This is a genomic window from Fictibacillus enclensis (assembly GCF_030123385.1).
In the GTDB taxonomy this organism is placed as follows: domain Bacteria; phylum Bacillota; class Bacilli; order Bacillales; family Fictibacillaceae; genus Fictibacillus_C; species Fictibacillus_C enclensis.
On the sequence record NZ_CP126109.1, the window covers coordinates 226,084 to 239,571 of the forward strand.

Sequence of the window (13,488 nt, forward strand, 5' to 3'; positions counted from 1 at the left end):
TCTGTTTGTCAGGGAAGACTTTTACTTTCGGTGTTGTTATTTTTTTGATTATAAAAAAACCAGCATTGATTTAATAAACGGATTTGATAACGGTCTTTTTGAAAATAAGCTTTTCTGAGTTGTTTCTTAAACCATGTGGGCATAGACAAAACCTCCGCGTATTTAAGCGTGATTTAGTCTATGTCTCATGGCTTGTTGATGTGACCAACTTTTTGTTCTATAGAAGGAGAAAGGATAGGAAAGAAAATGGATCAAAGGGAACTTCAATTGCTCGTGGAGCAGGTATCAAATGATTATTTTCACAAACCCTTCCGGCATAATGCCCGTTTCAACGGCCGTTTACGGACAACCGGCGGCAGGTATTTACTCAGGTCCCATGATATAGAGATCAACCCTAAGCAGATGACACAGTTTGGGATGCAGGCATTAGTGGGTATCATTAAGCATGAACTGTGCCATTATCATCTGCATATCGAGGGAAGGGGCTACCAGCACAAAGATCATGAATTTAAACAGCTGCTGAAAAAAGTGGGCGGTCTGAGATATTGTGAAGTCCTGCCGGGTACCCGAACAACCCAAGCTTATAAATACCTCTATATATGCACAGACTGTAAGCAGCAATACAAGCGGAAGCGCAAGGTTGACACAAGGAAATACGTGTGCGGAAAATGCCGGGGGAAATTGTTTTTTAAAAGTGATGAGAAAAGTGTTGACTAGGTGTTCAAATCTGTGTTAGATTAATAAAGTCGCTGAAAGACATCTTGCTGTTTACATAAACAAAATAAATGAAAAAAACAGTTGACTTTTTGAGAAAAAACAAGTATGATTTTAAATGTCTCAAAAACACATTCCACAGTAGCTCAGTGGTAGAGCTATCGGCTGTTAACCGATCGGTCGTAGGTTCGAGTCCTACCTGTGGAGCCATACAGAGAAGTACCCAAGTGGCTCAAGGGGCTCCCCTGCTAAGGGAGTAGGTCGCTAACGCGGCGCGAGGGTTCGAATCCCTTCTTCTCTGCCAGTTTTTATCGGCCCGTTGGTCAAGCGGTTAAGACACCGCCCTTTCACGGCGGTAACACGGGTTCGAATCCCGTACGGGTCACCAAGTATATTTCGGAAGAAAAGAACCAAGTATTTTTCGGAAGAAAAAACGGACAAGCTGTTTTATTAAAATGGGCTCGTGGTGTAGCGGTTAACATGCCTGCCTGTCACGCAGGAGATCGCCGGTTCGATCCCGGTCGGGCCCGCCATTTTACTTAAAACCAACATTTAAATAAGAAATGCATCATGATTATTGGGCTATAGCCAAGTGGTAAGGCAACGGACTTTGACTCCGTCATTCGTAGGTTCGAATCCTGCTAGCCCAGCCATCTTCATGAGCCATTAGCTCAGTTGGTAGAGCATCTGACTTTTAATCAGAGGGTCGAAGGTTCGAGTCCTTCATGGCTCACCATTTACACATCATGCGGGTGTGGCGGAATTGGCAGACGCGCTAGACTTAGGATCTAGTGTCTTTACGGCGTGGGGGTTCGAGTCCCTTCACCCGCACCATTTTTTCAAAAATGTACTTATAACTTTAACTGCTTTGCGGTCGTGGCGGAATGGCAGACGCGCTAGCTTGAGGGGCTAGTGGGGGCAACCCCGTGGAGGTTCGAGTCCTCTCGACCGCACCAATAGCTTCTCATATATAACATAAAACCCATCAAGAATAATACGCGCCCTTAGCTCAGCTGGATAGAGTGTTTGACTACGAATCAAAAGGTCGGGAGTTCGAATCTCTCAGGGCGCGCCATAACGGGAAGTGGCTCAGCTTGGTAGAGCACCTGGTTTGGGACCAGGGGGTCGCAGGTTCAAATCCTGTCTTCCCGACCATCTTTTCAATGCGGGTGTAGTTTAGTGGTAAAACAAGAGCCTTCCAAGCTCTGGTCGTGAGTTCGATTCTCATCACCCGCTCCATTTTATTTTTGGGCCTATAGCTCAGCTGGTTAGAGCGCACGCCTGATAAGCGTGAGGTCGATGGTTCGAGTCCATTTAGGCCCACCATTTTTAAGGGCAATGCACTTGACATTCGCTCTGACAATGGATATAATAATTAAGCTACGCAAATGATGTAGCGATTAAATGTTCTTTGAAAACCAAACAAAAGCCAGAGTAAGTCAGGGATTTTACAATCCCATCAATTTCTTATTTTTAAACTTTAAGAGCTATATCAAACACTTTATTGGAGAGTTTGATCCTGGCTCAGGATGAACGCTGGCGGCGTGCCTAATACATGCAAGTCGAGCGAATGACGAGGAGCTTGCTCCTCTGATTTAGCGGCGGACGGGTGAGTAACACGTGGGTAACCTGCCTGTAAGACGGGGATAACTCCGGGAAACCGGAGCTAATACCGGATGATAACGAGAAGCGCCTGCTTCTTTTTTGAAAGTCGGTTTCGGCTGACGCTTACAGATGGGCCCGCGGCGCATTAGCTAGTTGGTGAGGTAACGGCTCACCAAGGCGACGATGCGTAGCCGACCTGAGAGGGTGATCGGCCACACTGGGACTGAGACACGGCCCAGACTCCTACGGGAGGCAGCAGTAGGGAATCTTCGGCAATGGACGAAAGTCTGACCGAGCAACGCCGCGTGAGCGATGAAGGCCTTCGGGTCGTAAAGCTCTGTTGTCAGAGAAGAACAAGTACCGGAGTAACTGCCGGTACCTTGACGGTACCTGACCAGAAAGCCACGGCTAACTACGTGCCAGCAGCCGCGGTAATACGTAGGTGGCAAGCGTTATCCGGAATTATTGGGCGTAAAGCGCGCGCAGGCGGTCTTTTAAGTCTGATGTGAAAGCCCACGGCTCAACCGTGGAGGGTCATTGGAAACTGGGAGACTTGAGTGCAGGAGAGAAAAGTGGAATTCCACGTGTAGCGGTGAAATGCGTAGAGATGTGGAGGAACACCAGTGGCGAAGGCGGCTTTTTGGCCTGTAACTGACGCTGAGGCGCGAAAGCGTGGGGAGCAAACAGGATTAGATACCCTGGTAGTCCACGCCGTAAACGATGAGTGCTAGGTGTTGGGGGGTTCCACCCTCAGTGCTGACGTTAACACATTAAGCACTCCGCCTGGGGAGTACGGCCGCAAGGCTGAAACTCAAAGGAATTGACGGGGGCCCGCACAAGCAGTGGAGCATGTGGTTTAATTCGAAGCAACGCGAAGAACCTTACCAGGTCTTGACATCCTCTGACCACTTGAGAGATCAAGCTTTCCCCTTCGGGGGACAGAGTGACAGGTGGTGCATGGTTGTCGTCAGCTCGTGTCGTGAGATGTTGGGTTAAGTCCCGCAACGAGCGCAACCCTTGACCTTAGTTGCCAGCATTCAGTTGGGCACTCTAAGGTGACTGCCGGTGACAAACCGGAGGAAGGTGGGGATGACGTCAAATCATCATGCCCCTTATGACCTGGGCTACACACGTGCTACAATGGGTGGTACAAAGGGTTGCGAAGCCGCGAGGCCGAGCCAATCCCAAAAAGCCACTCTCAGTTCGGATTGTAGGCTGCAACTCGCCTACATGAAGCCGGAATTGCTAGTAATCGCGGATCAGCATGCCGCGGTGAATACGTTCCCGGGCCTTGTACACACCGCCCGTCACACCACGAGAGTTTGTAACACCCGAAGTCGGTGGGGTAACCTTTTGGAGCCAGCCGCCGAAGGTGGGACAGATGATTGGGGTGAAGTCGTAACAAGGTAGCCGTATCGGAAGGTGCGGCTGGATCACCTCCTTTCTATGGAGACATGAGCACTCAGGTGCCTCATGAATCTTACTCTGAGCTTTTGTTTGGTTTTGAAAGAACATCGTTTCTTTCAATTCATAATAAGGTTACACATTTGTTGTGGCCATGTTCCTTGAAAACTAGATAACGAAACATCCAAACAAGCCAACTAATTCATTAGTTGTGCGCTGATTTAGTACTATTTTTAACGATCTTACGATCGTGTTAAAGGTTAAGCTAGAAAGGGCGCACGGTGGATGCCTTGGCACTAGGAGCCGAAGAAGGACGGGACGAACACCGATATGCCTCGGGGAGCTGTAAGTAAGCGTTGATCCGGGGATTTCCGAATGGGGGAACCCACCATCCGTAATGGGATGGTATCCATATCTGAATACATAGGATATGAGAAGGCAGACCCGGGGAACTGAAACATCTAAGTACCCGGAGGAAGAGAAAGCAAATGCGATTTCCTGAGTAGCGGCGAGCGAAACGGAAACAGCCCAAACCAGAGGGCTTGCCCTCTGGGGTTGTAGGACACTCTACATGGAGTTACAAAGGAACGGGGTAGATGAAGCGGTCTGGAAAGGCCGGCCAAAGAAGGTAACAGCCCTGTAGTTGAAACTTCGTTCCCTCCTGAGTGGATCCTGAGTACGGCGGGACACGTGAAACCCCGTCGGAATCCGGGAGGACCATCTCCCAAGGCTAAATACTCCCTAGTGACCGATAGTGAACCAGTACCGTGAGGGAAAGGTGAAAAGCACCCCGGAAGGGGAGTGAAAGAGATCCTGAAACCGTGTGCCTACAAGTAGTTGGAGCCCATTAACGGGTGACAGCGTGCCTTTTGTAGAATGAACCGGCGAGTTACGATAACGTGCAAGGTTAAGCCGAGAAGGCGGAGCCGCAGCGAAAGCGAGTCTGAATAGGGCGCCATAGTACGTTGTCGTAGACCCGAAACCGTGTGATCTACCCATGTCCAGGGTGAAGTTCAGGTAACACTGAATGGAGGCCCGAACCCACGCACGTTGAAAAGTGCGGGGATGAGGTGTGGGTAGGGGTGAAATGCCAATCGAACACGGAGATAGCTGGTTCTCCCCGAAATAGCTTTAGGGCTAGCCTCGCGGCTAGAGTCCTGGAGGTAGAGCACTGATTGGACTAGGGGCCCCCACAGGGTTACCGAATTCAGTCAAACTCCGAATGCCAGAGACTTATCCGCGGGAGTCAGACTGCGAGTGATAAGATCCGTAGTCAAGAGGGAAACAGCCCAGACCATCAGCTAAGGTCCCAAAGTATACGTTAAGTGGGAAAGGATGTGGAGTTGCCCAGACAACCAGGATGTTGGCTTAGAAGCAGCCACCATTTAAAGAGTGCGTAATAGCTCACTGGTCGAGTGACTCTGCGCCGAAAATGTACCGGGGCTAAACGTATCACCGAAGCTATGGATTGTACCGTCAGGTACAGTGGTAGGGGAGCGTTCGAAGTGCGGTGAAGTCAGACCGGAAGGACTGGTGGAGCGCTTTGAAGTGAGAATGCCGGTATGAGTAGCGAAAGACAAGTGAGAATCTTGTCCATCGAAAGCCTAAGGTTTCCTGAGGAAGGCTCGTCCGCTCAGGGTTAGTCGGGACCTAAGCCGAGGCCGAAAGGCGTAGGCGATGGCCAACAGGTTGAAATTCCTGTACCACCTCCTTTCCGTTTGAACGACGGGGGGACGCAGGAAGGTAGGGAGAGCGCGCGAATGGAAATGCGCGTCTAAGCAGTTAGGCTGATTGTGAGGCAAATCCCGCAATCGTGAAGGCTGAGCTGTGACGGCGAGGGAAATTACAGTACCGAAGTCCCTGATCCTACACTGCCAAGAAAAGCCTCTAGTGAGGAAAGAGGTGCCCGTACCGCAAACCGACACAGGTAGGCGAGGAGAGAATCCTAAGATGATCGGGAGAACTCTCGTTAAGGAACTCGGCAAAATGACCCCGTAACTTCGGGAGAAGGGGTGCTCTGGTAGGGTTTATCGCCCGAGAGAGCCGCAGTGAATAGATCCAAGCGACTGTTTAGCAAAAACACAGGTCTCTGCGAAGCCGCAAGGCGAAGTATAGGGGCTGACACCTGCCCGGTGCTGGAAGGTTAAGAGGAGGGGTTATCCCTTAGGGGAGAAGCTCTGAATTGAAGCCCCAGTAAACGGCGGCCGTAACTATAACGGTCCTAAGGTAGCGAAATTCCTTGTCGGGTAAGTTCCGACCCGCACGAAAGGTGTAACGATTTGGATACTGTCTCAACGAGAGACCCGGTGAAATTATAGTACCTGTGAAGATGCAGGTTACCCGCGACAGGACGGAAAGACCCCATGGAGCTTTACTGCAGCTTGATATTGGATTTTGGTACAGTTTGTACAGGATAGGTAGGAGCCTGAGAAGTCGGAGCGCCAGCTTCGATGGAGGCGTCGGTGGGATACTACCCTGACTGTATTGAAATTCTAACCTGGAACCGTGATCCGGTTCGGAGACAGTGTCAGGTGGGCAGTTTGACTGGGGCGGTCGCCTCCTAAATCGTAACGGAGGCGCCCAAAGGTTCCCTCAGAATGGTTGGAAATCATTCGCAGAGTGTAAAGGCACAAGGGAGCTTGACTGCGAGACCTACAAGTCGAGCAGGGACGAAAGTCGGGCTTAGTGATCCGGTGGTTCCGCATGGAAGGGCCATCGCTCAACGGATAAAAGCTACCCTGGGGATAACAGGCTTATCTCCCCCAAGAGTCCACATCGACGGGGAGGTTTGGCACCTCGATGTCGGCTCATCGCATCCTGGGGCTGAAGTAGGTCCCAAGGGTTGGGCTGTTCGCCCATTAAAGCGGTACGCGAGCTGGGTTCAGAACGTCGTGAGACAGTTCGGTCCCTATCCGTCGCGGGCGCAGGAAATTTGAGAGGAGCTGTCCTTAGTACGAGAGGACCGGGATGGACACACCGCTGGTGTACCAGTTGTTCCGCCAGGGGCATAGCTGGGTAGCTACGTGTGGACGGGATAAGTGCTGAAAGCATCTAAGCATGAAGCCCCCCTCAAGATGAGATTTCCCATCACGTCAAGTGAGTAAGACCCCTTAGAGATGATGAGGTTGATAGGTCTGGTGTGGAAGCGTGGTGACACGTGGAGCTGACAGATACTAATCGGTCGAGGGCTTATCCTTAATTAAATCAGTAAGTTTGGATGAAGTTATCTAGTTTTGAGGGAATATGCCTCAAAAACATATGTCTGGTGGCAATAGCGAAGAGGTCACACCCGTTCCCATACCGAACACGGAAGTTAAGCTCTTCAGCGCCGATGGTAGTTGGGGGCTTCCCCCTGTTAGAGTAGGACGTTGCCGGGCAAATGAAAGCACTGCTGAGAAATCAGCGGTGCTTTTTTGTTTTGTCGAAAGATGAAAATGACGTGATATGCAAGTAAATCGTGTCGAACCGCAACTAAATTCCCGATCACCGCAACTAAATCATGTCGAAGCGCAAGTAAGAGAGGCCAACCCGCAACTAAATCATGTCGAACCGCAAGTAACGCCGCCACGAGGGGAACAAACAGGCCTCATCCCAGCTTCGCCCACACCGAAAATCCCTAAATAAGTCCTTTTTCTTTCCAAGTATCTTCTCCAAAGAGAGTAAACGGACCACAAACTTAATAAAAAAGCTCCTAATTAGTCCCTTACTATTCAAAAACCCCCTAATTAGTCTCCTTATTTTTTAAAAACCCACTAAAAAGGGAGGCAAAGTTGCCCCATCGTCTCCTGTATGTATCCAATTTTCTTTTTGGTTAATAAGCTGTATAATCATAGAGGTGGAGGCGAAAGAAACCCTTATTTATCAAGGGATAGGGCTATATCCTCATTAAATGAATGAGTTTGTCGAATTACATACTATATGATAGAATAAGCATGAAAGCGCTTTAATCAGACATCAGGGAGGACAACATGAAATGAAGCAACAAGAGGAACTTCATCGTGGATTGGAATCAAGACATATTACGCTAATGTCACTGGGCGCTGCAATTGGTGTCGGGTTATTTTTGGGTTCAGCCAGTGCGATTAAGCTCGCTGGTCCGGCCATTCTTGTAGCCTATACCATTGCAGGAGCTGTTATGTTTCTTATTATGCGTGCACTTGGGGAGATGGCGATTCATAATCCGGTTGCCGGTTCTTTCAGCCGATATGCGAAGGATCATCTGGGACCGCTCTCCGGCTATATCACCGGGTGGAATTACTGGTTTCTATGGGTCGTTACCTGTATGGCCGAGATTACGGCTGTGGGGATCTATATGGAGAAGTGGTTCCCGAACGTTCCGAATTGGATCTGGGCGCTTGCAGCCCTCGTTATTATGGCTTCGGTAAACTTAATTACCGCCAAAGCATATGGTGAATTTGAATTCTGGTTTGCCATGATTAAGATTGTTGCCATTATCGCATTGATTATTTCTGGTTTGGGTATTATTTTCTTTGGATTTGGAAATCATGGAATTGCGACTGGAATCAGCAACCTCTGGTCACATGGAGGTTTTGCGCCAAACGGCTTTAAAGGTATCTTGATGTCCATGCAAATGGTCATGTTCGCCTTCCTGGGAATTGAGATGATCGGTGTAACTGCCGGGGAAGTCAAGAATCCGAAAAAGGTATTGGCACGGGCCATTAACACCGTGTTCTGGAGAATTTTATTATTCTACGTCGGTGCTTTGTTTGTCATCATGTCCATTTATCCATGGAATGAAATTGGGACAACAGGAAGCCCGTTTGTGCTTACATTTGAGAAAATTGGCATCGCTCAAGCAGCAGGTATTATCAACTTTGTAGTGTTAACAGCCGCCCTCTCCAGCTGTAACAGCGGTATTTTCAGTACGGGACGCATGCTGTTTAACCTGGCACAGCAGGAGCAGGCACCTAAAGGGCTGAAAAAGATCAGCTCCAAAGGTGTTCCATCAAAGGCCATTTTGCTTTCCGCAGGGGCTTTGCTCATTGGGGTAGTGCTTAACTACTTGTTCCCTGGTTCAGCTGTATTTGTATGGATCACAAGTATCTCTACATTTGGTGCAATTTGGACATGGGGAACCATTCTCCTTTCCCAAATGAAGTTCAGAAGGTCTTTGTCAGCGGACGACCTTAAGGATTTGAAGTTCAAGACGCCATTCTGGCCGTACGGTTCGTATATTGCTTTAGCATTCTTGCTGATGGTGATTGGAATCATGGGATATTTCAAAGATACACGTATTGCGCTCATTGTCGGACCACTTTGGATCCTTGGACTTGTAGCCTTTTATTATGGCAAAGGGCTTCATAAAAAGAATAAAGATGAGAAGAAAGTGGCATAATAAGAATCAGTTGTGCGCCAGCGATTACGTTGGCGTGCAACTTCCTAAAAAAAAGGGTTGCATAAAAACAAATTCCATGATATATTTATTATTGTCGACTCAGACATACAAAATATTTACCAAATTAAGCTACGGTGAGTAACATCATCAGTAAGCATTTAAATCATCGCGGGGTGGAGCAGTCTGGTAGCTCGTTGGGCTCATAACCCAAAGGTCGCAGGTTCAAATCCTGTCCCCGCAACCAATTTTAATTTCTGGCATCACAGTCAAGAAATATAGCCAATGGACTCGTGGTGTAGCGGTTAACATGCCTGCCTGTCACGCAGGAGATCGCCGGTTCGATCCCGGTCGGGTCCGCCATCTTTTAAACGTAAACGAAACAATTTGTTTCGTGTTTTTTTATGTAAAAATAGGTTTTTTCAGTGAAATAAGATAAACTAATAAAAGACACATAACCCTTAGGATCTCAGATGCCTAGGGTTTTTTCATAAGTTAAAAAAGTTCAAATCAAATTCGCAAAGGAAAGGTACATACGATGCGGGATGAGTTTGAGTGGATTAAAACAATCAGTCCGGCTGGCCACCGCCAGTCGTCTGTCATACAGGGAATCGGCGATGATGCGGCCCTTGTTCAAGGTTCATCCTGGGATCAGATTGTATGCCTGGACACGATGGTGGAGGGTATCCATTTCACCAGTGAGACGATGACCCCTTATCATGTGGGCTATAAGTCACTGGCTGCCAACATCAGTGATATTGCGGCCATGGGCGGTGTTCCGCTCTACTATCTGGTTTCCATTGCGATTCCGTCTAGCTGGGAGGAAGAGGACCTTTCTCAGGTTTATAAAGGGATGGCTGACTTAGCAGAAGCCTACGATATGGACCTGATTGGCGGGGACACGGTTTCGACCAAAGGGCCGCTTGTTTTGTCGGTTACCGTCATGGGACAAGTGGAGCCGGGCAGAAAACTGCTGAGAAGCAATGCCAAGCCGGGTGACGTGGTGTTTTTATCCGGGCCAGTCGGTGATTCGGCAGGCGGCCTGGATCTGTTGCTGAAACGGTCGTTAACAGGTCCCTTTACCGCGGAAGAAAAACAACTCGTAAAAGCGCACCAGTTTCCCGAGCCGCATGTAGGGCAGGGACGGATTTTGGCTGCCTCCGACAAACGGGTGTCGCTGAATGACATTAGTGACGGTGTGGCAAGCGAGGCGAATGAGATTGCCGAAGCGAGCGGTGCAGTTCTTACCCTCTTTCATGACAAGCTTCCCAGGAGTCCGGTTCTCCAGATGTACCCCGAGGATCAACAGGATCAATGGATCTTTTTCGGCGGAGAGGACTATAAGCTGATTGGGACGATGTCGCCAGACGACTTTGCACAGGCAGAAGCTGCTTGTAAGAAGGCGGGATATACGTTAACCGTCATCGGCGAGGTTTCCAGCGGGGAGCCCGGTGTGCGGCTTAAAAAGGGATCACACGTGGAACCACTATTGAAGGCGGGATACAATCATTTTTCGTAATAGAGGTGCATCACATGGAACAGTTAATAATAAGTACAACCTCTCCTGAAGAGACGGCGGAACTGGCGGAAAAGCTCGGAACCCTGCTTCAGGCCGGTGATGTTCTGACACTCGAAGGAGATTTGGGTGCGGGCAAAACGACCTTTACCAAGGGTTTGGCCAAGGGTCTCGGAGTTAAACGGGTCGTCAATTCGCCAACCTTCACGATCATTAAAGAATACAATGGGCGCGTGCCTTTTTATCATATGGATGTGTACCGGCTGGAAGACAGTGACGAGGATCTCGGATTTGAGGAGTATTTTGAAGGCGAAGGAGTAACGGTGGTCGAGTGGGCACAGTTCATTGCCGACCGTCTTCCGGAAGAACGATTAACTATTGATATCCGGCGTACGGGAGATGAGACAAGGGAATTAAAGTTTACTCCTGACGGTGAACGGTTTATTAAGGTATGTAAGGAGTTAGAAAAATGAAAGCTCTGGCGATCGACACCTCCAACCTCGTAATGGGAATTGCGGTGCTGGATGGCGAAAAAGTGATCGGTGAATATATTACTAATTTAAAAAAAAATCATTCTGTTCGGGTGATGCCGGCGATTCATGACGTCATGAAAGAAGCCAACGTAAAGCCGGCCGAGCTGGACCGGATAATTACGGCGAAAGGTCCGGGCTCCTATACCGGTGTAAGAATCGGGGTAACCATCGCCAAAACGATGGCCTGGACGCTGAAAAAAGAACTAGTCGGGGTCTCAAGCCTGGAAGTGGTCGCGCAAAACGGCAAGTATTTTGGCGGGTATGTCTGTCCGCTGTTTGATGCCAGACGCACCCAGCTGTATACAGGGCTGTATGGCAAAAAAGACGGACAGTTCCAAACGGTAAAAGAGGATCGTCTGGTGTTGCGGGAGAACTGGTTAAACGAGCTGAAAAAGCTGGATCAGCCGGTTCTGTTTCTAGGGAATGACCTTGATCTGCACAAGGAACGGATTTCCGAGGAGCTTAGCGATCAGGCGGTATTTGGAAGCGCTGCGGATCACAATCCACGCCCGTCCGAATTGGGTAGAATCGGTATGGAACGTGAGCCGGAACCGGTTCATCATTTTGTGCCGAGTTACCTTCAGCTTGCAGAAGCGGAAGCCAATTGGCTGGCAGCTCAGAAAAAGTAGGTGCGAAACATGGAGGAGACGTTCACATACAGGTTGGCGACGGTTCATGATCTTCAGGACATTATAGAGATTGAACATGCTTCCTTTACGTTGCCCTGGACGCAGGAGGCGTTTTACAACGAGATTGTGCATAATCAATTTGCCTACTATCTTTTGATCGAGGCAGACCGCAGGACGGTTGGTTACTGCGGTGTCTGGGTGATCATTGATGATGCGCATATCACCAATGTGGCGATCCGTCCCGAATACCGGGGCAGAAAGCTCGGGGAAGCGATCATGCGCCAGGCGATGCATCTGGCCGGAAGTTATGGTGCAGCAAGGCTGAGCCTTGAGGTAAGAGTGACCAATTATGTGGCACAGAATTTATACCGCAAGCTGGGTTTCCAGGATGGCGGTATTCGAAAAAATTATTACAGCGACAACGGGGAAGACGCGTTAGTCATGTGGGTGATGCTTTAATGAAACTAGATGAAATCATATTATCAATTGAAACGAGCTGTGACGAAACAGCCGTCGCGCTGATCAAAAACGGGACGGAAATTCTCGCAAACGTGGTGGCTTCACAGATTGAAAGCCATAAGCGGTTCGGCGGGGTGGTTCCGGAAATAGCTTCACGCCATCATGTGGAACAGATGACGGTCGTGACGGAGGAAGCACTACAGCAGGCAGGGCTGACGATGGACGATGTGACCGCTGTGGCGGTAACGGAAGGTCCGGGGCTTGTCGGAGCGCTTTTGATCGGAGTGAACGCAGCTAAGGCGCTGGCGTTTGCTCATGGTCTGCCGCTGGTGCCGGTGCATCATATTGCGGGTCATATCTATGCCAACCGCCTGATCACTGAAATGAAGTTTCCACTCTTGGCCCTTGTAGTTTCAGGAGGGCATACCGAGCTTGTTCTGATGAAAGAGCACGGATCATTTGAGGTGATTGGCGAGACGCGGGACGACGCAGCGGGAGAAGCCTATGACAAAGTAGCTCGTACGCTCAACCTTCCGTATCCAGGAGGGCCGCACATCGATAAGCTCGCACAAAGCGGGGAACCGGTGCTGAAGCTTCCTCGGGCCTGGCTTGAGCCGGATTCGTATGACTTCAGTTTCAGCGGACTTAAATCGGCTGTGATCAATACCGTTCATAATGCCGCCCAGCGCGGAGAAACCATCCGACCAGAAGACCTGGCCGCAAGTTTCCAGGCTTCCGTCGTCGAAGTGCTTGTGGAAAAAACCGCACGTGCCGCACGGGAATATGACGTCAAGCAAGTGTTGCTGGCTGGTGGTGTAGCGGCGAACCAGGGACTGCGCAAGGCGCTGGAAGAGCGTTTCTCGGATCTTCCACAGGAGCTTGTCGTTCCGCCGCTTTACTTATGCACAGATAACGCAGCGATGATTGGTGCTGCGGGCAGTGTAGCTTATCAAAAAGGCAAAAGAGCCGACTGGGCGCTCAATGGCGTGCCGGGCCTGGATCTGGAAGCTCAATAAATCGAGAAAATCCCTTCTTATCAACAGGTAAGAAGGGATTTTTTTGTTCTTTGCTCCTCATTGTGGATGTGGACAAACTTATCCACAGGTCAGACGAATTTGTGTGTAAATAAAATGAAAGCAGAAAAACCGCGAATTCCAGCTGTGTACAAAATACTGTGGATAACTATCGATCGACCTGTGGATAATGTGCATAAGTGTGTGAATTGAGGATTTTTCTCCTGTTTTTATGTGTATAAGTATGTGGATACTGTGAATT

The 13,488-nt window shown here is 49.3% G+C and carries 8 protein-coding genes, 14 tRNA genes and 3 rRNA genes; 24 read left to right on the plus strand and 1 reads right to left on the minus strand.

The window, feature by feature from the left end; translation table 11 throughout:
• Positions 1-8 precede the first annotated feature (8 nt).
• Positions 9-143: a cortex morphogenetic protein CmpA gene (gene cmpA, locus QNH15_RS01300; protein WP_283892002.1), complete on the minus strand. Its 135-nt coding sequence runs from the start codon at positions 141-143 to the stop codon at positions 9-11.
• A 103-nt stretch (positions 144-246) separates the two neighbouring features.
• Between cmpA and QNH15_RS01305 the strand changes: the two genes are divergently transcribed.
• From QNH15_RS01305 to tsaD, 24 genes are all read left to right on the plus strand, one after another.
• A complete protein-coding gene (locus QNH15_RS01305) occupies positions 247-717 on the plus strand; it encodes a SprT family protein (protein WP_283892004.1) in 471 nt (156 codons plus the stop codon).
• Positions 718-849: 132 nt separating this feature from the next.
• A tRNA-Asn gene (locus QNH15_RS01310) sits at positions 850-924 on the plus strand.
• Between the two features lie 3 nt (positions 925-927).
• A tRNA-Ser gene (locus QNH15_RS01315) sits at positions 928-1,018 on the plus strand.
• A gap of 9 nt (positions 1,019-1,027) precedes the next feature.
• Positions 1,028-1,102 (plus strand) — tRNA-Glu (locus QNH15_RS01320).
• Between the two features lie 69 nt (positions 1,103-1,171).
• Positions 1,172-1,247 (plus strand) — tRNA-Asp (locus QNH15_RS01325).
• A gap of 45 nt (positions 1,248-1,292) precedes the next feature.
• Positions 1,293-1,367: transfer RNA gene (locus tag QNH15_RS01330), tRNA-Gln, on the plus strand.
• 7 nt (positions 1,368-1,374) lie between these two features.
• Positions 1,375-1,450: transfer RNA gene (locus QNH15_RS01335), tRNA-Lys, on the plus strand.
• Positions 1,451-1,462: 12 nt separating this feature from the next.
• Positions 1,463-1,548, plus strand: a tRNA-Leu gene (locus QNH15_RS01340).
• Positions 1,549-1,584: 36 nt separating this feature from the next.
• Positions 1,585-1,670 (plus strand) — tRNA-Leu (locus QNH15_RS01345).
• A 42-nt stretch (positions 1,671-1,712) separates the two neighbouring features.
• Positions 1,713-1,789 (plus strand) — tRNA-Arg (locus tag QNH15_RS01350).
• Positions 1,790-1,792: 3 nt separating this feature from the next.
• Positions 1,793-1,869 (plus strand) — tRNA-Pro (locus QNH15_RS01355).
• A 10-nt stretch (positions 1,870-1,879) separates the two neighbouring features.
• A tRNA-Gly gene (locus tag QNH15_RS01360) sits at positions 1,880-1,953 on the plus strand.
• Positions 1,954-1,963: 10 nt separating this feature from the next.
• A tRNA-Ile gene (locus tag QNH15_RS01365) sits at positions 1,964-2,040 on the plus strand.
• Between the two features lie 175 nt (positions 2,041-2,215).
• Positions 2,216-3,763: ribosomal RNA gene (locus QNH15_RS01370) — 16S ribosomal RNA — on the plus strand.
• A gap of 218 nt (positions 3,764-3,981) precedes the next feature.
• A 23S ribosomal RNA gene (locus tag QNH15_RS01375) occupies positions 3,982-6,920 on the plus strand.
• Between the two features lie 64 nt (positions 6,921-6,984).
• A 5S ribosomal RNA gene (rrf, locus tag QNH15_RS01380) occupies positions 6,985-7,100 on the plus strand.
• The 16S, 23S and 5S rRNA genes sit together here with 12 tRNA genes alongside, the layout of an rRNA operon.
• A gap of 596 nt (positions 7,101-7,696) precedes the next feature.
• The gene (locus QNH15_RS01385; RefSeq protein ID WP_283892006.1) at positions 7,697-9,079 is read left to right on the plus strand and encodes an amino acid permease; all 1,383 of its coding nucleotides are present in this window, start codon (positions 7,697-7,699) and stop codon (positions 9,077-9,079) included.
• Positions 9,080-9,246: 167 nt separating this feature from the next.
• Positions 9,247-9,323 (plus strand) — tRNA-Met (locus QNH15_RS01390).
• Between the two features lie 40 nt (positions 9,324-9,363).
• A tRNA-Asp gene (locus QNH15_RS01395) sits at positions 9,364-9,439 on the plus strand.
• A 175-nt stretch (positions 9,440-9,614) separates the two neighbouring features.
• A complete protein-coding gene (thiL, locus tag QNH15_RS01400; protein ID WP_283892008.1) occupies positions 9,615-10,595 on the plus strand; it encodes a thiamine-phosphate kinase in 981 nt (326 codons plus the stop codon).
• A 14-nt stretch (positions 10,596-10,609) separates the two neighbouring features.
• Positions 10,610-11,065: a tRNA (adenosine(37)-N6)-threonylcarbamoyltransferase complex ATPase subunit type 1 TsaE gene (gene tsaE / locus QNH15_RS01405; protein ID WP_283892010.1), complete on the plus strand. Its 456-nt coding sequence runs from the start codon at positions 10,610-10,612 to the stop codon at positions 11,063-11,065.
• Positions 11,062-11,754, plus strand: a complete 693-nt coding sequence (tsaB, locus tag QNH15_RS01410; protein WP_283892012.1) for a tRNA (adenosine(37)-N6)-threonylcarbamoyltransferase complex dimerization subunit type 1 TsaB — start codon at positions 11,062-11,064, stop codon at positions 11,752-11,754. The genes tsaE and tsaB overlap by 4 nt, the downstream gene beginning before the upstream one ends.
• Positions 11,755-11,763: 9 nt before the next feature.
• Positions 11,764-12,213, plus strand: coding sequence for a ribosomal protein S18-alanine N-acetyltransferase (gene rimI, locus QNH15_RS01415; RefSeq protein ID WP_283892014.1), 450 nt, complete (start codon positions 11,764-11,766; stop codon positions 12,211-12,213).
• Positions 12,213-13,229: a tRNA (adenosine(37)-N6)-threonylcarbamoyltransferase complex transferase subunit TsaD gene (gene tsaD / locus QNH15_RS01420; protein ID WP_283892016.1), complete on the plus strand. Its 1,017-nt coding sequence runs from the start codon at positions 12,213-12,215 to the stop codon at positions 13,227-13,229. Before rimI ends, tsaD begins: the two co-directional genes overlap by 1 nt.
• The last annotated feature ends 259 nt before the right edge of the window (positions 13,230-13,488 follow it).

Excerpts from the sequence above, each read along its gene's own strand:
- QNH15_RS01385 (WP_283892006.1), top strand. The coding sequence starts at position 7,697 with ATGAAGCAACAAGAGGAACTTCATCGTGGATTGGAATCAAGACATATT.
- tsaE (WP_283892010.1), top strand. The coding sequence starts at position 10,610 with ATGGAACAGTTAATAATAAGTACAACCTCTCCTGAAGAGACGGCGGAA.
- thiL (WP_283892008.1), top strand. The coding sequence starts at position 9,615 with ATGCGGGATGAGTTTGAGTGGATTAAAACAATCAGTCCGGCTGGCCAC.
- tsaD (WP_283892016.1), top strand. The coding sequence starts at position 12,213 with ATGAAACTAGATGAAATCATATTATCAATTGAAACGAGCTGTGACGAA.
- cmpA (WP_283892002.1), bottom strand. The coding sequence starts at position 143 with ATGCCCACATGGTTTAAGAAACAACTCAGAAAAGCTTATTTTCAAAAA.
- rimI (WP_283892014.1), top strand. The coding sequence starts at position 11,764 with ATGGAGGAGACGTTCACATACAGGTTGGCGACGGTTCATGATCTTCAG.
- tsaB (WP_283892012.1), top strand. The coding sequence starts at position 11,062 with ATGAAAGCTCTGGCGATCGACACCTCCAACCTCGTAATGGGAATTGCG.
- QNH15_RS01305 (WP_283892004.1), top strand. The coding sequence starts at position 247 with ATGGATCAAAGGGAACTTCAATTGCTCGTGGAGCAGGTATCAAATGAT.